This window comes from Halopseudomonas sp. MFKK-1, from assembly GCF_027474385.1.
In the GTDB taxonomy this organism is placed as follows: domain Bacteria; phylum Pseudomonadota; class Gammaproteobacteria; order Pseudomonadales; family Pseudomonadaceae; genus Halopseudomonas; species Halopseudomonas aestusnigri.
Genome location: NZ_CP114836.1, coordinates 1,712,552 through 1,735,801 on the forward strand (window position 1 = coordinate 1,712,552; position 23,250 = coordinate 1,735,801).

Genomic DNA, 23,250 nt, shown 5'->3' on the forward strand with positions numbered 1-23,250 from the left:
GTTAATGGAAAAACGTTATTTTGGCACCGATGGCATTCGCGGCCGGGTAGGCAGTGCGCCGATTACCCCCGAATTCATGTTGAAGCTGGGCTGGGCTGTTGGCACGGCCTTTCGGCATCACGGTGCCTGTCGCGTGATTATCGGCAAGGATACGCGTATCTCGGGTTATATGTTCGAGTCGGCGCTGGAGGCGGGGCTGTCTGCGGCCGGTGCCCATGTTCAGCTGCTGGGGCCAATGCCTACACCCGCGATTGCCTACCTGACGCGTACCTTCATGGCTGACGTCGGTATTGTGATCAGTGCCTCTCACAATCCGTTTTACGATAATGGCATCAAGTTTTTCTCGTCGGTTGGCAGCAAGTTGCCGGACAGTCTGGAGCTCGAGATAGAGCGGCTGGTAGATGAGCCCATGACCGTGGTTGACTCTGCCCTGCTCGGCAAGGTGTCCCGCGTGGAAGATGCCTCCGGCCGCTATATCGAGTTCTGCAAGAGCAGTGTGCCTACCAGCACCAGTTTCAAGGGGCTGAAGGTGGTGCTCGACTGCGCTCACGGTGCAACTTACAAGGTGGCGCCGAGCGTGTTTCGCGAGTTGGGTGCCGACGTCAGGGTGATCGGCGCGAGCCCTGACGGCCTGAATATCAATGCCGATGTCGGGTCAACCCACCTGGCCGCGCTGAGGTCCGCCGTGGTCGCCGAGGGGGCGGATTTGGGTATCGCCTTTGACGGCGATGGTGATCGGGTGTTGATGGTTGATCAGTCTGGCAATGAGGTGGACGGTGATCAGCTGCTGTATATCATCGCGCTCGACCTGCACGAGCGCGGCTTGCTGCGGGGCGGAGTGGTTGGCACCCTGATGACCAATCTCGGGCTTGAGCTGGCGATGAAGGCGCGTGGTGTCGAATTTGTGCGGGCCAATGTCGGGGATCGGTATGTTATGGCCGAGCTGCGTCAGCGCGAGTGGATACTTGGCGGCGAATCTTCCGGCCACATCGTCTGCCTGCATCACACCTCGACCGGCGACGGCATTATTGCTGCGCTTCAGGTGTTGAAGGCGCTGCAGCGGTCGGGGCTCTCCCTGGAGCAAGCCTGCGCAGGCATGCAGAAGTGTCCGCAGAAGCTGATCAATGTGCGCTATGCGCCGGGTGCCGGGTCGCCGCTGGAGCAGCAGGCGGTCAAGGATGCGGTGTCGCAGGCCGAGGCCCGTCTCGGCGACGCCGGTCGAGTGCTGTTGCGTCTGTCCGGTACCGAGCCGCTGGTGCGGGTTATGGTCGAAGGTCAGGACGCCGCGCAGGTTGAGCACGAAGCTGCGGCGCTGGCCGATGTTGTTACGCGGATATTAAACGGATGAAAAAGGCAGTTGTGTCACCGATACAACTTGGTTAAGATTGGCGCCCGCTTGGGTAGAGAGGTTTGGCATGCGACGTCCGCTAGTTGCCGGCAACTGGAAAATGCACGGTTCTCGGCAGTCTGTAGATGCCTTGCTGAATGGCCTGGTCGAGCAGGAGTGGCCTGAAGGGGTCGAGCTGATGATTGCTCCCCCTGCTCTGTATATCGATCGGTGTGTAGATCGTCTGCAGGGCTCGCCGCTGTCGGTGGGAGGCCAGACCTGTGCCACGCAGGCTGAGCCAGGCGCGCTGACTGGTGAGATATCGCCGGCGCAACTTCGGGATGCAGGATGTGGTTATGTCCTCGTTGGTCATTCCGAGCGCAGGACCCTGTTCGGCGAGTCCGATGCAGTGGTCTGTAAAAAGTTTGCTGCTGCGCTTGCGTGTGGATTGCGGCCCGTATTGTGTGTTGGCGAGAGCCAGGCTGAGCGGGATACCGGTCAGACAGCTGATGTGGTTGCGCGGCAGTTGCAGGTTATCCTCGATGCCTTTGGTGTTGGTGGTCTGGCAGAGGGCGTAGTTGCGTATGAGCCTGTGTGGGCTATCGGAACTGGCTTGACTGCGAGCCCTGAGCAGGCTCAGGATGTGCACGCCATGATTCGAGCCAGGCTGGCGATGCTGGATGATGCGCAGGCACAAGATGTGCGGATTGTTTATGGCGGTAGTGTGAAGGCGGACAATGCAGAGGCGTTGTTCTCCATGCCGGATATCGACGGGGGGCTCATTGGTGGAGCTTCTCTGAACGCGGAAGAATTCGGTGCGATCGCTCGCGCCGCTGGACGAGTGTAATGATTGAGACCGTGATTGTAGTGCTGCACCTGCTGGTTGCCATTGCCGTAGTCGGCCTGGTTCTGATGCAGCAGGGCAAGGGTGCGGAAGCGGGGGCCTCCTTTGGTTCCGGCGCCTCGGCGACCGTATTCGGCAGTCAGGGTTCGGGCACCTTTCTGAGTCGCGTGACTGCGATTCTGGCTGCGGTGTTCTTTGTGACTTCTCTGGGGCTGGCTTACTATGCCAGCCACAAGGCGGACGCGGCCATTGAGGCCGGTCTGCCGGCTCCGGCCCTGCAGGTTGAGCAGCAGGCTCCGGCGCTGATTGACGAGGATGTGCCGGTGCTGGAACAGGACGTCGCTCCAACGGATGTGCCGGAGTCGATTGGGGAAGAGGTTCCGCCGGCGGCTGAATAAGCCTCGGCGCTGGTAGTACAGGTTTTGCGGAAGTGGTGGAATTGGTAGACACGCTATCTTGAGGGGGTAGTGCCTTAGGGTGTATGGGTTCGAGTCCCATCTTCCGCACCATCTACAGGGGTCTGATACATCAGGCCCCTGTTTCTTTTTCAGGGGTGAACAGGTGTGCCGGTTGTCATGTTGCGCCGGTAGACGTATAATTCACGCCCTAGATTCGACGCGGGGTGGAGCAGTCTGGTAGCTCGTCGGGCTCATAACCCGAAGGTCGTAGGTTCAAATCCTGCCCCCGCAACCAGTATCAAAGGGCCCCTTTTAAGGGGCTTTTTGTTAGGTTTTTGCCGCGGTTCATTTCCTTTTGGCTGCGGAGCTAACGGTCTCTGGGCTTCGTCTGTGCGAAGCGGCCAGACTCACGATGGGCTTAAGGCCCATTTTTTATTCATGCGACAAATATAGGCGGTGAGCGTGTCCGGCAAAGTGACTGAGTTGGAGACCCTGCTGGTCCCGGTCGTCGAGGCATTGGGATACACCTGCTGGGGTATCGAGTACCTGTCCCAGGGGAAACACACCCTGCTGCGCGTATATATTGATCATCCGGATGGCGTCAGTGTCGAAGCCTGTGCCGCCGTCAGTCGTCAGGCCAGCGCTGTGCTGGATGTCGAGGATCCGATTTCCGGCGACTATACCCTGGAGGTTTCCTCTCCGGGCATGGACCGTCCCCTGTTCACGCTGCAGCAGTATCTGGACTGCACTGGCGAGCAGGCGAAGATCAGGCTGCGTACCCCTTATGAGGGGCGCCGTAATTTTCAGGGTGTGATTCGCGGAGTGGAGGGTGACGAGGTCATTCTGCAGGTAGGCGAGCACGAGTACCTGCTGCCCATCGATTCGATCGATAAGGGCAATATCATTCCGCGTTTTTGAACAAATTTCGGGCTGAACGAGCCCAATGGACGGCGTTAGGCGAGGCATACGATGAGCAAAGAAGTGTTGCTGGTTGTGGAATCCGTTTCCAACGAAAAGGGTGTACCACCCGGTGTAATCTTTGAAGCGCTTGAGCTGGCATTGGCAACGGCGACCAAAAAGCGTTACGAAGATGAAGTGGATGTGCGCGTGTCGATCAATCGGCACACCGGTGACTATGAAACATTCCGTCGTTGGGCGGTGGTGGCGGATGAGGATTTTGACGATCCGGCCATCCAGCTGACTCTGGATCAGGCTCAGGAGCGCGATTCTGCGCTCAACATTGGTGACCAGTACGAAGAAAAGATCGAGTCGGTCGAGTTCGGTCGTATCGCTGCGCAGATTGCCAAGCAGGTTATCGTGCAGAAGGTTCGCGAAGCCGAGCGCGCTCAGGTGGTTGACGCCTATCGTGATCGACTGGGCGAAATCATCAGCGGTACTGTAAAGAAGGTGACACGTGACAGCGTCATCGTCGACCTGGGCAACAATGCCGAAGCCGTTCTGCCGCGCGAAGAAATGATCCCGCGCGAGACGTTCCGCACCGGCACCCGTATCCGTGCCCTGCTCAAGGATATCCGTACCGAGAATCGCGGCCCGCAGCTGGTGCTGTCACGTGCCTGCCCGGAGATGATCATCGAGCTGTTCCGCATTGAAGTGCCGGAAATCGCCGAGGAGCTGATTGAGGTGATGGGCGCTGCCCGTGACCCGGGGTCGCGGGCCAAGATCGCTGTGCGTTCCAAGGACAAGCGCATCGATCCGCAAGGGGCCTGTATCGGTATGCGCGGTTCGCGCGTTCAGGCCGTATCCGGCGAACTGGGCGGCGAGCGCGTCGATATCGTTCTCTGGGACGATAACCTGGCTCAGTTTGTCATCAATGCCATGGCCCCGGCGGAAGTCGCGTCCATCATTCTGGACGAGGATACCCAGACCATTGATCTGGCGGTTGCCGAAGACAACCTGGCGCAAGCCATTGGCCGTAATGGCCAGAACGTTCGTCTGGCCAGTCAGCTGACCGGCTGGACCCTGAACGTCATGACTGAAGACGATATCCGTGCCAAGCAGGAAGCCGAGACCGGCGACGTGCTGCGCAACTTCGTCGACGAGCTGGATGTCGATGAGGAAGTGGCTCAGATGTTGGTTGAAGAAGGTTTCACCACGCTGGAAGAAGTTGCCTACGTGCCGATGGAGGAACTGCTCGAGATCGATGGCTTTGATGAAGACATCGTCAACGAGCTGCGCGCCCGCGCCAAGGACCGTCTGCTGACCAAGGCGATTGCCAACGAGGAGAAGCTCGAAGAAGCACAGCCGGCTGACGACCTGCTGAATATGGATGGTATGGAACGGGCGCTGGCTTTCAAGCTGGCGGCCAACGGCATCCTGACAATGGAAGATCTGGCCGAGCAGTCCGTGGACGACCTGCTCGACATCGACGGTATCGATGAAGAGCGTGCTGCGGCTTTGATCATGGCAGCCCGCGCCCCCTGGTTTGAATAACCGGTCGGAATCGACGAGATCCCCCTGCGGAGACGCACGGACCCGACTGAGGAGAGAAGTGAATGGCGGAAGTGACGGTCAAACAATTGGCTGACGAAGTAGGTACTCCGGTAGAGCGCCTGCTGCAACAGATGCAGGAAGCGGGTTTGCCGCAAACAGGTCCTGCCCAAGCGGTCAGTGATGACGAAAAGCAGGCCCTGCTGGCGTTTCTGAAAAGCGCCCATGGCGACTCCGGCTCGGAGCCGCGCAAGATTACCCTCAAGCGCAAGACGGTCAGCACCCTGAAGGTTGCCGGCAGCAAGACGGTCAACGTCGAAGTGCGCAAGAAACGCACTTACGTCAAGCGCGAACCGGCCGATCTGGAGGCCGAACGCCAGCGCGAGCTGGAGCAGCTGCGTGCCGCTGAAGAAGCGCGTCAGCAGGCTGCCGAGGCCGAGGCCAAGCGTCAGGCTGAGGAAGCTGCCCGTATTGAAGCAGAGGCCGAGGCCAAGCGTCAGGCTGAAGCGGCGGCTGTCGCTGCCGCTGCACAACCGGCAGCTGCGGCTGTAGAAGCTGCGCCGGCCCCTCAGCCGACCGAGGCGGCGCAGGCTGCCGCCGAGCACCACAAGAAGAAAGAAGAAAGCCGTCGCAAGGCCCGCGAAGAGGAAGAAGAGCGTGGTCGCAAGCGTGCTGGCGGTCATGGTGGCAAGGACAAGGCGCGTCATGCTCCGCGTATTTCGGTTGATGACGAAGCCGAAACCCGTCGCCGTGGCGGCGGTGGCAAGCTGAAGGCGGGCAAGAAACGCAATCAGCACGGCTTCGAGAAGCCTACCGGTCCGGTGGTGCGTGAAGTCGTGATCGGCGAGACCATTACTGTGGCCGAGCTGGCGCAGAAGATGTCGGTCAAGGCGGCTGAAGTCATCAAGTACATGTTCAAGAACGGCACCATGGTCACCATCAACCAGGTGCTGGATCAGGACACTGCATCCATCGTTGCCGAAGACATGGGCCACAAGGTCAAGCAGGTTCGCGAGAGCGACCTGGAAGACAAACTGGTCGAGTCGCTGGCCCACGAAGGTGAAGAAGTCAGCCGTGCGCCGGTCGTCACCGTAATGGGTCACGTTGACCACGGTAAGACTTCGCTGCTGGATTACATCCGCCGTGCCAAGGTGGCTTCCGGTGAAGCCGGTGGTATCACCCAGCACATCGGTGCATATCACGTTGAAACCGATCGTGGCATGGTTACCTTCCTGGATACCCCCGGCCACGCTGCGTTTACCGCGATGCGTGCCCGCGGTGCCAAGGCAACCGATATCGTGATTCTGGTGGTTGCCGCCGACGACGGCGTGATGCCGCAGACCGAGGAAGCGATTCAGCACGCCAAGGCGGCTGGTGTTCCGGTGGTTGTTGCCATCAACAAGATGGACAAGGAAGATGCCGATCCGGATCGTATCAAGAACGATCTGGCTGCCCGTGACGTTATTCCGGAAGAATGGGGTGGCGACACCATGTTTGTTCCGGTTTCCGCCAAGGCCGGTACCGGCATCGAAGAGCTTCTCGAAGCGGTTCTGCTGCAGGCCGAAGTCCTTGAGCTCAAGGCTCAGCCTTCTGCACCCGGTCGCGGTGTCGTCGTTGAATCCCGTCTCGACAAGGGCCGTGGCCCGGTTGCTACCGTGCTGGTTCAGAATGGCACCCTGCGTCAGGGTGACGTTGTACTCGCCGGTGTAAACTACGGCCGCGTTCGGGCAATGCTCGACGAGAACGGTCAGCCGATCAAGGAAGCCGGTCCGTCCATTCCGGTCGAGATTCTCGGTCTTGATGGCACGCCGGACGCCGGTGACGAACTCAACGTCGTTGTCGACGAGAAGAAGGCCCGCGAAGTCGCTCTGTTCCGTCAGGGCAAGTTCCGCGAGATCAAGCTGGCTCGTCAGCACTCGGCCAAGCTGGAAAACATGTTCGAAAGCATGGGCCAGGACGAGAAGAAGACCCTCAACATCGTGCTCAAGGCCGACGTGCGCGGTTCGCTGGAAGCGCTGCAGGGCTCGCTGGTCGACCTGGGCAACGACGAAGTACAGGTCAAGATTGTCTCCGGCGGTGTAGGTGGTATCACCGAGACCGACGCCAACCTGGCGCTGGCGTCCAACGCGGTGATCTTCGGTTTCAACGTTCGTGCCGATGCAACTGCACGCAAGATCGTTGAGAGCGAAGGTCTGGATCTGCGCTACTACAGCGTGATCTACGAGATCATCGATGACGTCAAGAAAGCACTGTCCGGTATGCTCGGCAGCGATGTCCGCGAGCAGATCCTGGGGGTTGCCGAAGTACGTGACGTATTCCGTTCGCCGAAGTTCGGCGCGGTAGCCGGTTGTATGGTCATCGAGGGAACTGTGTACCGTAACCGTCCGATCCGCGTTCTGCGCGAAGACGTCGTTATCTACGAAGGCGAGCTGGAATCCCTGCGTCGCTTCAAGGACGACGTGGGCGAAGTGCGTAACGGCATGGAGTGCGGTATCGGCGTCAAGAACTACAACGACGTTCGTCCCGGTGACCGTATCGAGGTCTTCGAGCGTGTTCAGGTTCAGCGCAGTCTGTAACACTACAGCGGCGGTCCTGCGGGGCGCCGCCTGACATTCGCAACAAACTCCGGGCTGCCAGGCAGCCCGGAGTTTGTTGCTTGAGACGGTTAATATGGCAAGAGAATACAGTCGTACCCAGCGTGTGGCGGATCAGATGCAGCGTGAGCTGGCCCAACTGATTCAGCGCGAGGTACGTGACCCGCGTCTGGGTATGGTGACCGTGACCGCGGTTGAAGTCAGTCGCGATATGTCCCACGCCAAGGTGTTTATCACTCTGATGAACCGGGACAGCGCCGAAGACATCGCGCTCAACCTTGAGATCCTCAAGGATGCCTCCGGCTATCTGCGGATGCTGCTTGGGCGTTCGATGAAGCTGCGAACCATTCCGCAACTGCATTTCCAGTACGACGAGAGCATTCGTCGTGGCGTGCATCTGTCTTCGCTGATCGAGCGGGCAGTGGCCGAGGATCGCCAGCACGGCGATGGCGACGAGGAGTAAACCGTGGCAGGAGCGAAGAGCAAGCGCCGTTCCATTGACGGCATCCTGATTTTCGACAAGCCGCTGGGCATGAGCTCCAACGCGGCCCTGCAGAAGGTGCGCTGGCTGTTCAACGCCAACAAGGGTGGTCACACCGGCAGCCTTGATCCGCTGGCGACCGGCGTGCTGCCGCTGTGCCTGGGTGAGGCAACCAAGTTTTCCCAGTACCTGCTGGACGCCGACAAGGCGTATGTCACCGAGGCGCGTCTGGGTATGACCACCGCCACCGGTGACGCCGAGGGCGATGTGCTGGAGATCAAGCCGTTCAACGTGATGCTGGCTGACGTCGAGGCACTGCTGCCGCGCTTTACCGGTGAGATCGATCAGGTGCCGCCGATGTACTCGGCGCTCAAGCATGAGGGGCAGCCGCTTTACAAGCTGGCCCGTGCCGGCGAAACCATCGAGCGCAAGGCGCGTACCATCACCATCAGTCAACTGAAGGTGCTGGGCCTGGAAGGCGATCGTCTGCAGCTGGAAGTGCACTGCAGCAAGGGGACGTACATCCGCAGCCTGGTTGAGGACATCGGCGCTGCGCTGGGCTGTGGCGCGCATGTGTCAGCGCTGCGCCGGATCAAGGCCGGGCCGTTTGATTTGTCCCAATCGGTTACCCTGGAGGCGCTTGAGGCGCTGCACGCCGAGGGTGGCGCCGAGGCGCTTGATCATCTGCTGCTGCCGATGGATAGCGGGCTGGAAGACTGGCCGGTCCTGGAGTTGACCGAGCAGACCGCCTACTACCTGAATCACGGACAGGCGGTACGCGTACCGGGTAGTCCGGCGTTTGGCAAGGTGCGCCTGCGCGATGCCAGTGGCCGCTTTCTCGGTATCGGCGAAATGACCGACGATGCTCGGGTTGCGCCCAAGCGGTTGTTGCGCTTCGAGGCGTGATGTTCCGCGGCTTGTGCCGCCGGGACGTCATACAGAATTGGCTGAATCCCCGATCATTCGGGAGTATGATTCGGCATGGAGTTGACCCGATAGCGGGTCGCCACGAGGGTGGCTGTCAACAGGCATGGTCATTCCTCGATTTAAAACACGGGACACTGGTCCCGGCCTGTTACCTCAGAGGAAATACGAGATGTCACTGAGTGTTGAAGAAAAAGCTGCAATCGTTGCCGAGTACAAGCGTGCTGAAGGTGATACCGGTTCTCCGGAAGTCCAGGTAGCTCTGTTGACTGCAAACATCAACAAGCTGCAGGGCCACTTCAAAGAGAACAAGAAGGATCACCACTCCCGCCGTGGTCTGATTCGCATGGTTAACCAGCGTCGCAAGCTGCTGGACTACCTGAAGTCGAAGGACCTGTCTCGTTACAGCGCTCTGATCAGCAGTCTGGGTCTGCGTCGCTAAGACCAGCTCCGTTTGGACATGGCCGGGTCCGATCCCCGGCCATGCCCAGAGTTTCCCCCAAAGGCAAAAGAAGAGAGAGAAGACACCGTGAAACCGGTAATCAAGCAATTCAAGTTAGGCAATAGCACAGTCACTATGGAAACAGGCCGCATTGCTCGCCAGGCTTCCGGTGCCGTTCTGGTCAGTATCGACAATGCTGTCAGCGTTCTGGTCACCGTTGTGGCCGCCAAGCAGCCCGAAGCTGGCCGCGATTTCTTCCCTCTGTCTGTTCATTACATCGAAAAGACGTACGCCGCCGGCCGTATCCCCGGTGGTTTCTTCAAGCGTGAAGGTCGTCCTTCCGAAAAGGAAACCCTGACTTCCCGCCTGATCGACCGTCCGATCCGTCCGCTGTTCGCCGAAGGTTTCATGAACGAAGTGCAGGTTGTCTGCACCGTCGTTTCCACCGACAAGACCACCGATCCGGATATCGCCGCGATGATCGGTACCTCCGCTGCCCTGGCCATTTCCGGTGTACCGTTCAGCGGCCCGATCGGCGCTGCCCGCGTTGCGTTCGACGATCAGCGCGGTTACGTGCTGAACCCGACCTACGAAGAACTGGCCACTTCGCGTCTGGACATGGTGGTTGCCGGTACCGAAGAAGCCGTGCTGATGGTTGAATCCGAAGCGCAAGAGCTGACCGAAGACCAGATGCTGGGCGCGGTCCTGTTCGCGCACATGGAATTCCAGGGCGCGATTGCGGCCATCAAGGAATTCGCTGCCGAAGCTGGCAAGCCGGCATGGGACTGGCAGGCGCCGGCGGAGAACACCGCGCTGATCAATGCCATCAAGAGCCAGTTCGGTGCCGGCATTGCTGACGCCTACACCATCGTCAACAAGCAGGAGCGCTACACCCGTCTGGGCGAGCTGCGTGACCAGGCCGTTGCCGCGCTGTCCGGCGAAGACGAAGGCAAGTTCCCGGCTGGTGAAGTCAAGGACGTGTTCGGCGAGATCGAATACCGCACAGTTCGCGAGAGCATCGTTAACGGCAACCCGCGTATCGACGGTCGTGACACCAAGACTGTCCGTCCGCTGAATATTGAGGTTGGCGTTCTGGACCGCACTCACGGTTCTGCACTGTTCACCCGTGGCGAAACGCAGGCGCTGGTTGTGACCACCCTGGGTACCGCACGTGACTCCCAGCTGCTCGACATGCTCGAAGGCGAGCGCAAAGAGCCCTTCATGTTCCACTACAACTTCCCTCCCTACTCGGTAGGTGAGTGTGGTCGTATGGGCGGTACTGGCCGCCGCGAAATCGGCCACGGCCGTCTGGCGCGTCGCGGCGTTCAGGCTGTCATGCCCGACATGGATCAGTTCCCGTACTCCATCCGTGTGGTTTCCGAGATCACCGAGTCCAACGGTTCCAGTTCCATGGCGTCCGTTTGCGGTGCCTCTCTGGCGCTGATGGACGCGGGCGTGCCGCTGAAGGCGCCGGTTGCCGGTATTGCCATGGGTCTGGTCAAGGAAGGCGAGAAGTTCGCTGTTCTGACCGACATCCTGGGTGACGAAGATCACCTGGGCGACATGGACTTCAAGGTGGCCGGTACCGAGAAGGGTGTTACTGCGCTGCAGATGGACATCAAGATCAACGGTATCACCGAAGAGATCATGGAAATCGCGCTGCAGCAGGCGCACGAAGCGCGTCTGCACATCCTCAAGCAGATGAACGAAGTGCTGCCCGAGTCGCGCAAGGAAATCTCTTCCAATGCGCCGACCATGCTGAGCATGAAGATCGACCCGGAGAAGATCCGCGACGTTATCGGCAAGGGTGGTGCGACCATCCGTGGTATCTGTGACGAGACTGGCGCCTCTATCGACATTACCGACGACGGCATGGTCAAGATCTTCGCCGCCAGCAAGGACGCCGCCAACGCTGCCAAGGCACGTGTTGACGCCATCACTGCCGAGGCCGAAATCGGCAAGGTCTACACCGGTAAGGTCGAGCGCATTGTCGACTTCGGTGCCTTCGTCAACATCCTGCCGGGTAAGGACGGCCTGGTTCACATTTCCCAGATCGCCAATGAGCGCATCGAGAAAGTGACCGACGTACTGCAGGAAGGTCAGGAAGTGAAGGTTCTGGTATTGGACGTGGACAACCGCGGCCGTATCAAACTGTCCATGAAGGACGTTGAAGCTGCCGAGACCAGCGGCGTCTGACGACCCGCTGCCTCAGGCACCTGGAAACCCGGCTTCGGCCGGGTTTTTTTGTGGGCATTCATCCTGCATGATCGGGTTGGCACACCCTGTTTGCGTTCGCTGGTCGTCTGGGTGATGCTTCTGGCTGTATTGCAATGATGGAGCGGCGAAATGAAAGGGACGTCCCGGCTGGCGGCTGCGGGTGTGGTGCTGTTTACGACCCTTGGATTGCTGGGGTACCTCTGGGCCAACCAGTTGCGACTGGATGTTCCGGGTTATGGCTTTATTCGGCCCCAGGCAGCCGGGCTGTCTGTGCGCCTCGGCTCTCACCTGGTCTGGCTTGATCACGAGGGCCGGGAGCAACAGCATCTGGATCTTGGTCAGGCCGGTATCGCTCTGGTGGGTGACCATGCCTTTTTCAGTAATGGTGATCTGCTGGTCTATCATCGCCCCGAAGAAGCCGGGTTCGGCTACTGGCTGGCGCGCTACCTGCGGCTGCAGAAGACCGCCGGCAGGGCTCCCGTTGGTCCTGAGGGGTTTTATCGTTGCGCCCTGCCTCAACTGGCCTGTGAACCCTACGGTCGACTGCTGCCGGCAATGGACAGTGCCTTTCGTCTTGCGCTGGCGGCAGACGATGTTCTCTTTGTTGCGGATACGCCCGGCTTCCATGTGTACCGCCTGTCTGCCGATCAGCTTGAGCTGAAGCGCACACCTGAAGGACTGCTGCGTTTCCCCAATCAGCTTCGACTGACCGCTGATGGTCTTTGGGTCGCCGATACCAATAACCATCGGTTGGTGATGCTGGATGACGGCGTCGATGACTTTGGCTCGCGAAGGCGCGATGTTGCGCTGCCGGCCCAGGGCGCGCTGCGCTGGCCACATCAGTTTGCCGAACGCGCGGATGGCTGGCTGGTCAACCTGGCCAATAACGCCATGCGCGATGGCCGCCTGGTTCAGTTTGATGGCGATCTCAAGGTCATTGCCACGCCTGCTGCCGAGCTGATCGGTGATCCGTTGGCATTCGAGTTTTGGCGTGAACGTCTGTGGGTGGTCGACGGTGCCGCGCAACGGCTTTTCCTGCTGGATAGTCAGGGCGAACACCCGACCGCGATAGCGAGTCCGACGCTGACCTCGCTGGAGCAGCAGGCGACGCAGCAGCGTGAGCACTACCGCTGGCTGGGGTGGCTGGGACTTGGGGTGATGGGGCTTAGCCTGGTCGCTGGCTTTGCCGCGGCGTGGTTGCTGGAGCGCAAGGAAACCCTGGCGCAGTTCCGTGGTTTGGCCGGTCGCGGGTTCATTGCGGCGGTCGCGGCAGAACCTGCGCCGATTCCCGGAGGCGACGTCTACTGGCTACCCAATCGGCTGCAACGGCGCCTGCGCTGGATCATGCCGATGCTGGTGCTGGTCGTTGCAGCACTCGGGTATGTGTTGTTTCAGATAGTGATGCTGGGCAGCTCCGCCTGGCCGCTGGTGTTGCTGGCGTGCTACGGCGCGCTCTGCCTGGGGCTCATGATCCATGATCTGCGGGCCTCGGCGCAGCAGCGGCTTGGGGTGTCCGATCGGGCGTTGATCCTGGAGGGGCAAGGCAGGCAGCGCACCGTCCCGCTGGCCGAGGTACGCTATAGCGCGACCCATCTGATGGCGGATGACCTTGTGCTGTTTCTGGGCAACCCAATGCAGCCGGTGTTTGACCGTCAGGCGCTGGAGACGCTGGTCTTCCCGCGGCTCAAAGCCTCGCGCTTGAGTCCGCCGTGGGCTGTCTGGATGGCACTGTGGCGCTGTCGCCACCCGCAGGCGGTGATGGGGGCCATTCTGATTCCGGTGACTCTGGCGCTGCTGCTTTTCTTGCCACAGCTGTCGTGAGTAAGCCGGAGCCCCCGGGTTGCACCGAAGCGCTCGCTATTGCTAATGGGGTATCAGGCCTTGCCTTGGTCGTCTGTGTCGGTATCGGCCCGTGCCTGCGCCTCGATGAGCTCCTGAAGATAGTCAGCGGTACTTTGACTGGCTGTGCGGTCACTGTTCTGCTGTAGGCGCTGGCGGTTGTCATCGGCCTGGATAGCAGGGCTGGAGGCGAGGAAGGATGCAACAATCAATGCTGACAGATTTTTCATGCAGGGTTCTCCTGTTGATGAGTACCGCCCCGGTTCCAGCGTATACTTCTGAAATATTCTGAAACTGTTTCTGTTTTTGCAGGATTTCTGGTTGTCGACTTTCTGTCGAGAACCTGTCGCAAGGGCGGTGTGGTCACTATATGGCAGCGACAAAGTGTCGCAGTAGCGCACTATTTGGCGATTCAGAATTTCCTTTTTGGAAACAATAGGCCCGTTTACGCCCGTCTCACTGTGCATTCGGGTCCCTCTGAACAACCCTGGTGGCGCTTCCGATGCAGGATATGAACGATCTGTTGTGCTTTGCTCGCGTAGTGCGTTTTGGCGGGTTTGCGGCCGCCGAACGAGCAACGGGTGAGCGCAAGTCGAAACTCAGCAAGCGGGTTGCGCGGCTGGAGACACACTTCGGCGCCCGGCTCATCGAGCGCTCCACTCGCCACTTCCGGGTGACGGATCTGGGGCGCGAGCTTTACCGTGAATGCGAAGTGATCCTGCAGCGTCTGGAGTCGGCCGAGGCGCTGGCGATGACAGCGCGTGATGAGGTGTCCGGTACGGTTCGAGTCAGCATGTCTTCCGGCATGCTGGAGTACTTGGGGCGCGATACCCTGGTCGACTTCATGACCCGCTATCCGCAAGTACGCGTGCAGATCCGGCTGTCCAGTCAGCGGATTGATCTGATTAATGAGCGCATTGATGTTGCCTTCCGAGTCGCAACCCGTTTCGATACCGATCAGTCATTGGCTATGCGTTCGCTTGGGGTAGGCGCACGTATTCTGGCTGCCAGCCCAACGCTATTGCAGCGAATGGGTGGCGCGCCAGCGCAGCTGGAGGATCTCAGCCGCTTCCCAACCTTATCGGTTGGCGAGATGCTGGAACGGGATCGCTGGGAGTTTGCCAATGACGCAGGGGAGACCTGCGATCTTCATCATGCTCCGCATTTCAGTTGTGGTGATCTGCAGCTGATATGCGAGGCGGCAGTCGCCGGTCAGGGCGTGGTGTTGTTGCCTGAACATATTTGCGAGCCGGAGGTTCGTTCAGGCCGGCTGGTTCACATCCTGCCCCAATGGCATGCACTGGAAGGCCAGATTCACATGGTCTTCACCACGCCCCGCGGCATGCTGCCGCCGGTGCGTGCTTTTATCGATCACTGTGTGGAAACCCTGGCGCAGCGTGGCGACCGGGCAGCGCGTTGATGGGCTACGCCTGCAACCGGTCACGCCGGAAATCGAGCTGGCGCTGCTGCACCGGCTGCAGCCTCATTCGGAGTATCGGGTGTCCTGTTCGGCATCGACCCGCTTTTCCTGCTTGTGCTGGTCTTCGCTGGCGCCATGCTTCCAGTAGCTGGAGATGTACAGGTCGCTGCGGACGATTTGGCGTTCCTCTCGCAGGAATTGGCGCAATGCACGCATGCTGGCGAATTCGCACGCGGCCCATACATTCACGCGACCTGCCGGCCAGTCTATCTGGCGCAGACGCTCCACCAGTGCCGCAGGGTTGCTGCCGGGCTCGGGGTTGACCAGCCAGTTCAGCGCGATACCGGTTGGCGCGTTCAATGGCTGAATATCCGCCGGATCGATCACTTCCAGTACCGCGACTCCGCAGGCGCTGACCGGCAGGGACTCCAGATTGACACTGATAGCCGGCAGGGCAGTCATGTCACCGACTACAACAAATCCGTCGGCGTCCTGCAGCAGTGGCTTGCGCGGCCCAGGCCCGCCAATCAGGATGGTATCGCCAGGGCTGCATTGCTCGGCCCAGCTTGAGGCCGGACCGCCGTCGGCATGGCGGACAAAGTCGACATCAATCTCGCCTGGACGCTGGGCGCGCACGGTATAGGTACGCATCCGTTGGGGCTGGGTGGCGGTCGCCGGGAAAATCAGTTTGATATAAGCGCCGGCCTGGGCATCCGGGAAGGCTTGCATGCCTTCTCCACCGAGGGTGACTCGCAGCATGTTGCGAGTCACTGGCTGCTTGCGGAGGACCTGCAGGGTCCGTGGTGCGGGTTTGGCCATGGATAATTCTCCAATCAGCTGTCTGGTGGCAGGTCGCCTTCCAGGTTTTGGGTCATATGCCAGGCGATACGGATAAAGTGCTCGACCTCTGCTTGGGTCAGGTCACGGGTCATGCGTGTAAGCGTTTGCTGCTCAAGTTCCTGAATGCGCTGCATCATTGCCTCGCCTGCCGGGGTTGGGTGCAGCAACTGGCTGCGTTTGTCTGCCGGGTTGCAGGCCTTGCTGATCAGTCCTGCTTCAAGCAGATCATTGAGTACGCGGGTGATCTGTGCCTTGTCACGGCGCATGCGCTGGGCGATGCGCCGGGCGGTACAAGCCTCCACATAGCACACTGCCTTGAGAATGCGGACATGGGTGCCGGGCAACGGCAGATTGGCGTCACGGATGGTTTGCACCATGTGGCTTCGATAGGCGTGAGCGACTTGCTGCAGAGCGTGGCTGAGTGATGGGCGTTGCATCGATTTGGCTGTAATTAAGTTGATTTTGTCAACTATGTTTGTTTTGGCTGACTGTGTCAATCAATTGCCGGCTGTGCCGACGAGTGGCTACATTGAGAGGGAAAGAGCTAGTGGAGGAAATTGATGCCGCGCCTGTTTCTTGGTCTGGAGTTGCCTGAACATCAGTGTCAGCAGTTACTGGCTCTGCGGGAGCCGATTGTTTCCTTGCGCTGGCAGACGGCTGCGCAGCTGCATTTGACTGTGCGTTTCATCGGTGATGTGCAAGATCTGCAGGTGGCCGAGTTGACATCGGCGCTGGCTGCGCTTGATGCGCCGGCGTTTTTACTTCAGCTCGGCGGAGTCGGCTATTTCGGCTCGCCGCAACGGCCAAGTATTCTCTGGGCTGGCGTGCTTGCGCCAGCGCCGCTGCAGGCGCTGCGTGAGCAGGTCGACGAGCTGATCGCCCCTTGGTGCGCCGCCGATCCGCAGCGCTTTGTGCCGCATGTCACGCTGGCGCGCTGCGGCTCGGGCAGCGGGCCTCTGCAAGGTTTCCTCCAGCGTCGGCGGGGATTGCTGTCGTCGCCCTGGCAGGTGAAAGAGCTTTGCCTGTTCAACAGCGATCCTGGCTCCGGTGGCTCGCGCTACTCGGTACTGGCGCGTTATCCATTGGAGGGCTGATGCAGCCATTGATTCGTCGTTACGACCCCGCAGCCGAGTATTACTTTGACGAAGGCTGTTATATCCATGAACTGTCCAATGCGGCGGATGATCCGCTGTTGTCGGTGGCTCGCGCGCGCCTGCCGCTGGGCGGGCAGACTCGCTGGCATCGGTTGCACGGGGTGACCGAACGTTATCTGATCGAGGCAGGTGAGGGGCTGGTCGAACTGGCAGATCAGCCGGCCCGGCTGGTGGGCGCCGGTGATGTGGTGGTCATCCCGGCGGGCTGCCCGCAGCGTATCCGCTGCGTCGGCGAGCAGGTGCTGGTGTTTTTGGCACTATGCACGCCGCGCTTTGTGCCGGGCTGCTACGAGGATCTGGAGCCGGTGGCCGGTTGATCGACCGAGGCGACTTCCGCAGCGGTGAGGGCCCTGTACTGCCCTGGGCGCAGCGCAGGGTCGAGGTGAATCGCGCCCATGCTTTCGCGGTGCAGGGTAGCCACCTGATTGCCAACGGCATGAAACATTCGCTTGATCTGGTGATAGCGGCCTTCGTAGATGGTTAGCCGGCATTCTCGTGCACCGAGCTGCTCCAGTTGCGCCGGTGAGGTGGTCAGCTGCTCGGTGGTCATGTAGATCCCGGCAGCAAAACGCTCGGCGGTGTCGCTGGTGATGGGCCGCAGTGTCGTGACGTGATAGGTCTTGGGCAGCTTTATCCTGGGCTCTGTCAGCCGCCTCGACCAGCTGCCGTCGTTGGTCAGAATCAGCAGTCCGCTGGAGCCGCGATCCAGGCGGCCACCGATATGCAGCTCCGCGCGCAGCTCGGCAGGAAACAGCTCCAGCACGGTTGGGTGCTGCGGGTCGCGGGTGGCGCTCAGGTAGCCGACCGGTTTATGCAACATGAGGAACAATGCAGGACGGTATTGCAGCAGCTGTTCTTCCAGACAGATAGCCACGAACTGGTCGACCTCAAAACGCGGGTCAAAGACCTGCTTACCGGCAACGGTTACCCGGCCGCTGGCAATCAGCAGGCGCGCGGTCTGCCGACTATGGGGCGTGTTATTGCTGATAAATCGGTCGAGTTTCATGGTCGCGGAGTATACGCGTCTGCCATCACTCCTCGCGATGGGTGCGCTCCCACTCCGGCGGGCGCCAGAGATGTTGCAGGCGCTGCCAAAGCGTGCCCGGTTTGCGCATGTCGCGGGCGATGTCGCGGTATTCGTGCAGCCAGTTGACCAACAGACTGTTGCTGCAGACAGGTCGGGTAATGCCGTACTCGATCGGCTGATCGTCGCGCTCGCTGGCAAATGACCCAAACAGCCGGTCAAAGAGAATGAAGACACCACCGTAGTTTGTATCGATGTAACCGGGGTTGCGGGCGTGATGAACCCGATGGTGGTTCGGCGTGTTGAACACATACTCGATAGCCGGGTGCAGCTTGCCGATCAGGGTGGTATGGATGAAAAACTGATACACCAGTGACAGGGCATAGCAGACGCCGATCCATACGGGGTTGAAGCCCAGCAGCGATAGCGGCACATAGAACAGCCAGCCGCCGTTGAAGATATTGGTCGCGTTCTGGCGCATGGCGGTGGAGAAGTTCATCCGCTCGCTGGAATGGTGGGTCACGTGTGCGGCCCAGAACCAGCGTATTCGGTGGGAGCTGCGATGCATCCAGTAGAAGCACAGGTCGGTCAGCACCCAGAGCAGAACTGCCGTAGTGAAGGTCAGCGGAATATCGAACAGGCGATGCTGGTAGGCCAGTGCGTGAACCGGGAAGGCAATCAGGCCGGCGAACAGTAACTCTGTCGTCTGGTATCCGGCTCCGAGCATGAAGTTGCGCACGGACTCCCGGGTGTCGACCAGCCTGTGGTCGTGGCGGATTTTAAGGTACTCCCAGACGAATACGCCGATGAACACCGGCGTCGCCAGGACGAATATCAGCTGGCGCTCATCGAATGCCAGCCAGGCGGGCAGAGCGTTCAGCAGGGTCGTCAGGCCGCTGTCTGCGAGCACCTGGGCAAAGCTGTCATAAAGGCGTTCCATCATCCCCTCCAGGTGCTATCGAATGTGATGATGCGCCATAGCGCCGCTTGAATATTGACCAGATATGCTGCATTTTTGACCCAATACGCCAACAGGAATCACCATGGCCATGCCCATGCGGGTCACCGGCGGCTGGATACAGCTGCTGACTGACTGGCTTGATCTTTACCAGTTCCCCGCCCCGGATTTGCGCCTGCTGCTGGATAGTCGGCGTCAGGACGAGGCGGTGCCTCTGGCACTCTGGCAGCAACTGCTGGAGCGCGTCAGTATGCTGCCTGCAACGGCGGTTGTGCCGGCGCTGGAGATAGGCGCGCAAGTTCGGCCGCGGCATGTCGGCGTACTTGGCTACCTTAGCCTTGCAAGCCATACGCTGGGCGAGGCATTGCAGGTCTACCAGCGCTATGAGCAGCTGTTCTACGGTCAGCAACTGGTTCGTGTACGCGTGCAGGGTGAGCTGGTTGTGCTCTGCTGGGATGCTGATGCCAGTACCGGGGCCTCGGCCGATACCGTTGCCATTGCAGCGCTGGTCAGTTTTCTGCGACGGCTGCTGCCGGAGGTATCGGCTGTGGCTCGGGTCGGATTTGTCTTTCCCGCGCCTGATGCTCGTTCGCGCGCGGCCTATGACGCCTTTTTTGGCTGTGAGGTCGTATTTGACGCTGCCGCTACCGAGGTCGCATTGCCAGTCAGTTGGCTGGCCTGCCGACTGCCGCACAGTGATCCGGACGTGCGCGAGCAGCTGGATCAACAGGCCAGGGCTCTGCTGCTGGCGCTGCCTGGAGCGGATGCCTTTGATTGCGCACTGCAGCGGGCGCTGGTGCGTCGGCTACCGGAGGGTGAGGTTGGGTTAGAGCTCGTTGCCGAGGAGCTGTGTCTGTCTGCACGAACCCTGCAACGTCGTCTGCAGCAGCGCGGCCTGACTTGGCGGAGTTTGCTCGATCGCACCCGGCAGCGGCTTGCTGAAGCCTATCTGGCAGACTCGACGCTGCAACTCGGTGAGGTTGCGCTCTTGCTTGGGTTTTCCGAGCAGAGTGCCCTGAACAGGGCTTTTCGTCGCTGGACCGGGACAACACCTGCCCGCTGGCGTCGTACCCTGCGATAGGGCCAAGCGCAGCGGTACGTTTCAGCTTACAGTACGGACTACCCATTTTGACGGAAATCTGCCGCATGCCGTTTATTCAATTCCGCAGGTCTGATCTTGGGAGTCTTGGCCTCTGTCCAGGGCTGTTGGTGGGTAAACCATGACCTGGTGGCGGCTGGAAAGGCGCTTTCGCCGTTTGCTTGTCAGCCTCTCGCTCCTGGCTGTGCTGGGTGTGCTCGCCATTGAACTGTTGGTCTGGCAATGGCGCACGCTTGAGCGCGAACAGGTCCAGCATGATCTGATCATCCGCGCTTCTGATGTGCGCAGCACGCTCGAGACCCGGTTACTCGATGGCATCTATCTGACGCGTGGCCTGGTGTTTTTTTTGCACAGTCAGAAGGGCATGTCGGACCGGCAGTCCATCGAGGGCTGGCTTGCCAGCATGCTGGCCGGTGCTACCGATATCCGTAACATTGGTATTGCGCCGGATAATCGTATTGCGCTGATCTATCCCCTTGCCGGCAATGAGGCCGCCCTTGGGCTCGATTATCGCAAAACCCCGGCCCAGTGGCCCGCCGTTGAGCGGATGATGCAGACTGGCACACCCGTGCTGGCTGGGCCGCTGCAGCTGGTGCAGGGCGGGCAGGCGCTGCTCTATCGGGTCCCGGTATTCATGGATGACCGCTACTGGGGGCTGGTCAGCACCGTGATCAATGCTGATCTGGTACTGGGCATGCTGGAAACCGAGCCACGCTGGCAGGATCTGCACATTCAGTTGCAGCGCGTCGAGCCCGATGGGCAGGTGGTACCGATCTGGGGTGACGCGCTGGTCGCAGATGAGGTGCAGCAGAGCATGCCCATTCACTTGCCCGGCGTGACCTGGCGACTGGTCCTCCAGAACCGCCAACCGGCGGCGGGTGTGCAACTGCGGCACTGGACTCTGTACGCGGGTCTGGCGCTGATTCTGCTGCTGCTGGGCTATGCGTGGGGCAATGCCATTGCCCAGCAGCGCGAGCGTGAGGCCATGCGGGCCGAGAACGAGCGCCTCAAGAACGACTTTGTCTCAACGGTCAATCATGAATTGCGCACACCGTTGACCAGTATTATCGGTACCCTCAGCCTGCTGGCTGGCGGGGTCGTGGGGGAGCTCTCCGACAAGGCTCAGGACCTGGTTGCGGTGGCGCGCCGCAATGCCGAGCACCTGCTGAGGCTGATCAGTGATTTGCTTGATATCGACAAGCTGGCGGCCGGACAACTGCCTCTGGATATGCAGCCGCTGCGACTGAGTGCACTGTTGGAGGCGGCGATTGAGGAAAACGCCGGCTACGCGGCGCAGCATGAAATCCGCTGGATCTACGACAATCCCTGCCCGCAAGCCTGGGTCCGGGTGGATGCCACCCGATTCCGTCAGGTGCTGGATAATCTATTGTCCAATGCGGTGAAGTTCTCCCCGGCTGGCTCAGCGGTCAGTATTGCTGTGCATTCCGATGAGCATGAGCGTACCTGGCGCGTCAGTGTTACCGACCAGGGCGATGGCATTCCGCCGGCGTTTCAGCCCCGGGTTTTCGATCGATTCACTCAGGCTGACGGTTCCAGCAGTCGCAAGACAGGGGGAACAGGTTTGGGGCTGGCCATTGCCCGCGGGCTGATCGAGGGCATGGGCGGACGGATTGACTTTGTGTCCTCTCCGCAGGGCACCTGCTTCACCCTGCACATTCCCAAATTAACGACTGACCCACACTAGCCAACAAGGGGCGCAGATGGATTTGCAAGGCTACCTGAGCAGCAAACCCGAGGCCGAGGAGGCCTATCCGTTCGGTCCGCAGGCCCAGGTTTTCAGGGTTCAAGGCAAGCTGTTTGCGCTGGTGTTCCAGCGGGCCGGTTGCGAGTGCATCAATCTCAAGTGCGATCCGCAAGAGGCGGTCGGCCTGCGTGACCTGTTTGCTGCGGTCAGTCCCGGATATCACATGAACAAGCGCCACTGGAATACGGTCCGTAACGACGGCAGCCTGCCTGAGGGCGAGCTGCAGCGCCTGATTGATCAGTCTTACGCTCTGGTGGTCAAAGGTCTGGCGCGAGCCGTGCGGCAGGGGCTGGAGGCGCGCCATGGGCATGATGCGTTGTATCGAGGCGCAGCCGGCGGAATCTGATGGTGTGCGCCTGCTACGCTTTGAAGTGGGAAAGCGTGCCATGGAGAAAACCGATGCAGCGAGAGCAGGCAAAAGCACAACTGGCCAGGTTGATGATGGCGCAAATGGCCCCATCAGAGCGTGCCGAGGTTGTTGCCTTCTGGTTCTTCTGCGGCTTCTGTGAGGGTGATCCGCAGGTGGCTGCCCTGCCTGACACGCTAAGAGCGCTGGTATGTCGCGGCGTTGAGCCTGCCAACCCGAACGACAGCCAGCTGGACCCGTTGGTACAGGCCAGTCTGGTTGAGGATTTGTATGGCGTGACCAACAGCTATCTGCGTGAGGCGTTGAGCGAACGCGGCATGATCGTCCAGCAGGTCGACGGTGAGGCTGAGCCGATGTTTCCCTGCCCGTGCTGTGATTATTTCAGCCTGAGCAGTGAAAGCGGCTATGAAATCTGCCCTGTCTGCTTTTGGGAAGATGACGGCGTGCGTGCCCCGGCAGAATTCAGCGCGCCCAACCATCTGACCCTGGCGGCAGGACGGCAGAACGTACTGACGCTGGGCGCCTGCGATCCGGCATCGGTTGCGCGGGTCGACAGGCAAGCGCGGCGGCGTTACCGTGCATTGCATTATCACTGACGAGTTGCAGGCCCAGCCTATGTCCGGAACATGTCTTGTGCTTTCTGCGCTGATACAGACAGCTGCAGGATCGGGAGTATCTGGCGCATGAGAGAGAGTGCCGTTCGACGCTTGCTGCGTTCCAGTGGCAGAGGGTACCTGCTTGAGGCCGTAGTGTGTTTTGGCAGCCTGGTGGTGCTGATTGGTCTAGGTGTGCTGATGCTGCCGATGGCCTTTGCCAACGAGGCGGACAAACCCTTCGCCTGGCTGCTTACGTTGTTACTGCTTGGTGGGCTGTGCGGCCTCTGGGCTCTGATCCAGCTGGTGTCCAAGGTGGTTGTGCCGACGCGTGAAGTGGCTTCGCCCCGGGCCATCGTGATCATGCTGTTGCTGGGTGTGGCCAGCCTGCTGACCTTCTATAGTCACTGGACGTTATCGCCGGCTGCCAATCTGATGCTAGTGGTCCTGCCGTTGATCGGCAGCGCGCATTTTCTGTTTCTGGCGCGGGGCTATCTGGCGCGCCGTGGTTGACAG

The 23,250-nt window shown here is 60.3% G+C and carries 24 protein-coding genes and 2 tRNA genes; 21 read left to right on the forward strand and 5 right to left on the reverse strand.

The annotated features are described in order from the left end of the window. Window positions 1–4: 4 nt before the first annotated feature. The 13 genes from glmM to O5O48_RS08025 all read left to right on the forward strand — a co-directional run bounded on the left by glmM (window position 5) and on the right by O5O48_RS08025 (window position 13,496). Window positions 5–1,348 (forward strand): phosphoglucosamine mutase, encoded by a 1,344-nt coding sequence (gene glmM / locus O5O48_RS07965; protein WP_228246849.1) that lies wholly within the window; start codon window positions 5–7, stop codon window positions 1,346–1,348. Window positions 1,349–1,415: 67 nt separating this feature from the next. Next, a complete protein-coding gene (tpiA, locus tag O5O48_RS07970) occupies window positions 1,416–2,174 on the forward strand; it encodes a triose-phosphate isomerase (protein ID WP_233048377.1) in 759 nt (252 codons plus the stop codon). Further along, window positions 2,174–2,569, forward strand: a complete 396-nt coding sequence (gene secG / locus O5O48_RS07975; protein WP_269688578.1) for a preprotein translocase subunit SecG — start codon at window positions 2,174–2,176, stop codon at window positions 2,567–2,569. Before tpiA ends, secG begins: the two co-directional genes overlap by 1 nt. 26 nt (window positions 2,570–2,595) lie before the next feature. Next, window positions 2,596–2,680: transfer RNA gene (locus O5O48_RS07980), tRNA-Leu, on the forward strand. A 107-nt stretch (window positions 2,681–2,787) separates the two neighbouring features. Then, a tRNA-Met gene (locus O5O48_RS07985) sits at window positions 2,788–2,864 on the forward strand. Window positions 2,865–3,031: 167 nt separating this feature from the next. Next, window positions 3,032–3,487, forward strand: coding sequence for a ribosome maturation factor RimP (gene rimP, locus O5O48_RS07990; RefSeq protein ID WP_088276385.1), 456 nt, complete (start codon window positions 3,032–3,034; stop codon window positions 3,485–3,487). 51 nt (window positions 3,488–3,538) lie between these two features. After that, entirely contained in the window at window positions 3,539–5,020 is a 1,482-nt protein-coding gene (gene nusA / locus O5O48_RS07995) for a transcription termination factor NusA (RefSeq protein ID WP_228246852.1), read from the forward strand. A gap of 62 nt (window positions 5,021–5,082) precedes the next feature. Then, a complete protein-coding gene (gene infB / locus O5O48_RS08000) occupies window positions 5,083–7,593 on the forward strand; it encodes a translation initiation factor IF-2 (protein ID WP_228246853.1) in 2,511 nt (836 codons plus the stop codon). Window positions 7,594–7,687: 94 nt separating this feature from the next. After that, window positions 7,688–8,074, forward strand: a complete 387-nt coding sequence (gene rbfA, locus O5O48_RS08005) for a 30S ribosome-binding factor RbfA (RefSeq protein WP_088276389.1) — start codon at window positions 7,688–7,690, stop codon at window positions 8,072–8,074. A 3-nt stretch (window positions 8,075–8,077) separates the two neighbouring features. Beyond that, window positions 8,078–8,998, forward strand: a complete 921-nt coding sequence (gene truB / locus O5O48_RS08010) for a tRNA pseudouridine(55) synthase TruB (RefSeq protein ID WP_269688579.1) — start codon at window positions 8,078–8,080, stop codon at window positions 8,996–8,998. A gap of 190 nt (window positions 8,999–9,188) precedes the next feature. Then, the gene (gene rpsO, locus O5O48_RS08015; protein ID WP_088276391.1) at window positions 9,189–9,458 is read left to right on the forward strand and encodes a 30S ribosomal protein S15; all 270 of its coding nucleotides are present in this window, start codon (window positions 9,189–9,191) and stop codon (window positions 9,456–9,458) included. Between the two features lie 87 nt (window positions 9,459–9,545). Then, the gene (pnp, locus tag O5O48_RS08020; RefSeq protein WP_228246855.1) at window positions 9,546–11,654 is read left to right on the forward strand and encodes a polyribonucleotide nucleotidyltransferase; all 2,109 of its coding nucleotides are present in this window, start codon (window positions 9,546–9,548) and stop codon (window positions 11,652–11,654) included. Window positions 11,655–11,804: 150 nt separating this feature from the next. Continuing rightward, window positions 11,805–13,496 (forward strand): hypothetical protein, encoded by a 1,692-nt coding sequence (locus O5O48_RS08025; RefSeq protein ID WP_269688580.1) that lies wholly within the window; start codon window positions 11,805–11,807, stop codon window positions 13,494–13,496. A gap of 53 nt (window positions 13,497–13,549) precedes the next feature. Here the strand turns inward: O5O48_RS08025 and O5O48_RS08030 are convergent, their stop codons facing one another. Beyond that, entirely contained in the window at window positions 13,550–13,744 is a 195-nt protein-coding gene (locus O5O48_RS08030; protein WP_233048375.1) for a hypothetical protein, read from the reverse strand. A gap of 281 nt (window positions 13,745–14,025) precedes the next feature. On the opposite strand from O5O48_RS08030, the gene O5O48_RS08035 reads away from it, so the two are divergent. After that, on the forward strand, window positions 14,026–14,934 hold the full coding sequence (locus tag O5O48_RS08035) for a LysR family transcriptional regulator (protein WP_228246858.1): 909 nt from the start codon (window positions 14,026–14,028) through the stop codon (window positions 14,932–14,934). A gap of 63 nt (window positions 14,935–14,997) precedes the next feature. Here the strand turns inward: O5O48_RS08035 and O5O48_RS08040 are convergent, their stop codons facing one another. Both O5O48_RS08040 and O5O48_RS08045 read right to left on the reverse strand, forming a co-directional pair. Next, window positions 14,998–15,753 (reverse strand): siderophore-interacting protein, encoded by a 756-nt coding sequence (locus O5O48_RS08040; RefSeq protein WP_269688581.1) that lies wholly within the window; start codon window positions 15,751–15,753, stop codon window positions 14,998–15,000. A gap of 14 nt (window positions 15,754–15,767) precedes the next feature. Further along, window positions 15,768–16,151, reverse strand: coding sequence for a MarR family winged helix-turn-helix transcriptional regulator (locus tag O5O48_RS08045; protein ID WP_228246860.1), 384 nt, complete (start codon window positions 16,149–16,151; stop codon window positions 15,768–15,770). 183 nt (window positions 16,152–16,334) lie between these two features. On the opposite strand from O5O48_RS08045, the gene thpR reads away from it, so the two are divergent. Both thpR and O5O48_RS08055 read left to right on the forward strand, forming a co-directional pair. Beyond that, entirely contained in the window at window positions 16,335–16,868 is a 534-nt protein-coding gene (thpR, locus tag O5O48_RS08050) for an RNA 2',3'-cyclic phosphodiesterase (protein ID WP_228246861.1), read from the forward strand. Beyond that, window positions 16,868–17,245, forward strand: coding sequence for a cupin domain-containing protein (locus O5O48_RS08055; protein ID WP_228246862.1), 378 nt, complete (start codon window positions 16,868–16,870; stop codon window positions 17,243–17,245). The genes thpR and O5O48_RS08055 overlap by 1 nt, the downstream gene beginning before the upstream one ends. On the opposite strand, the gene O5O48_RS08060 is transcribed toward O5O48_RS08055, so the two are convergent. Together O5O48_RS08060 and O5O48_RS08065 are read right to left on the reverse strand one after the other, a co-directional pair. Then, window positions 17,215–17,934 carry a pseudouridine synthase gene (locus O5O48_RS08060; protein ID WP_269688582.1) on the reverse strand — a complete coding sequence of 240 codons (720 nt, stop codon included), beginning with the start codon at window positions 17,932–17,934 and terminating at the stop codon, window positions 17,215–17,217. The genes O5O48_RS08055 and O5O48_RS08060 overlap by 31 nt on opposite strands. 25 nt (window positions 17,935–17,959) lie before the next feature. Next, window positions 17,960–18,892, reverse strand: coding sequence for a sterol desaturase family protein (locus O5O48_RS08065; protein WP_269688583.1), 933 nt, complete (start codon window positions 18,890–18,892; stop codon window positions 17,960–17,962). Between the two features lie 103 nt (window positions 18,893–18,995). Here O5O48_RS08065 and O5O48_RS08070 point away from each other — a divergent pair, with 103 nt between their 5' ends. The 5 genes from O5O48_RS08070 (at window position 18,996) to O5O48_RS08090 (ending at window position 23,247) form a co-directional block, all read left to right on the forward strand. Further along, a complete protein-coding gene (locus O5O48_RS08070; protein WP_269688584.1) occupies window positions 18,996–19,991 on the forward strand; it encodes an AraC family transcriptional regulator in 996 nt (331 codons plus the stop codon). A gap of 139 nt (window positions 19,992–20,130) precedes the next feature. Beyond that, window positions 20,131–21,714 (forward strand): sensor histidine kinase, encoded by a 1,584-nt coding sequence (locus tag O5O48_RS08075; RefSeq protein ID WP_269688585.1) that lies wholly within the window; start codon window positions 20,131–20,133, stop codon window positions 21,712–21,714. Window positions 21,715–21,730: 16 nt separating this feature from the next. Then, window positions 21,731–22,120: an MmcQ/YjbR family DNA-binding protein gene (locus tag O5O48_RS08080; protein ID WP_228246867.1), complete on the forward strand. Its 390-nt coding sequence runs from the start codon at window positions 21,731–21,733 to the stop codon at window positions 22,118–22,120. Between the two features lie 53 nt (window positions 22,121–22,173). Beyond that, window positions 22,174–22,737, forward strand: a complete 564-nt coding sequence (locus O5O48_RS08085; RefSeq protein ID WP_269688586.1) for a CPCC family cysteine-rich protein — start codon at window positions 22,174–22,176, stop codon at window positions 22,735–22,737. An 87-nt stretch (window positions 22,738–22,824) separates the two neighbouring features. Next, a complete protein-coding gene (locus O5O48_RS08090; protein WP_228246869.1) occupies window positions 22,825–23,247 on the forward strand; it encodes a hypothetical protein in 423 nt (140 codons plus the stop codon). The last annotated feature ends 3 nt before the right edge of the window (window positions 23,248–23,250 follow it).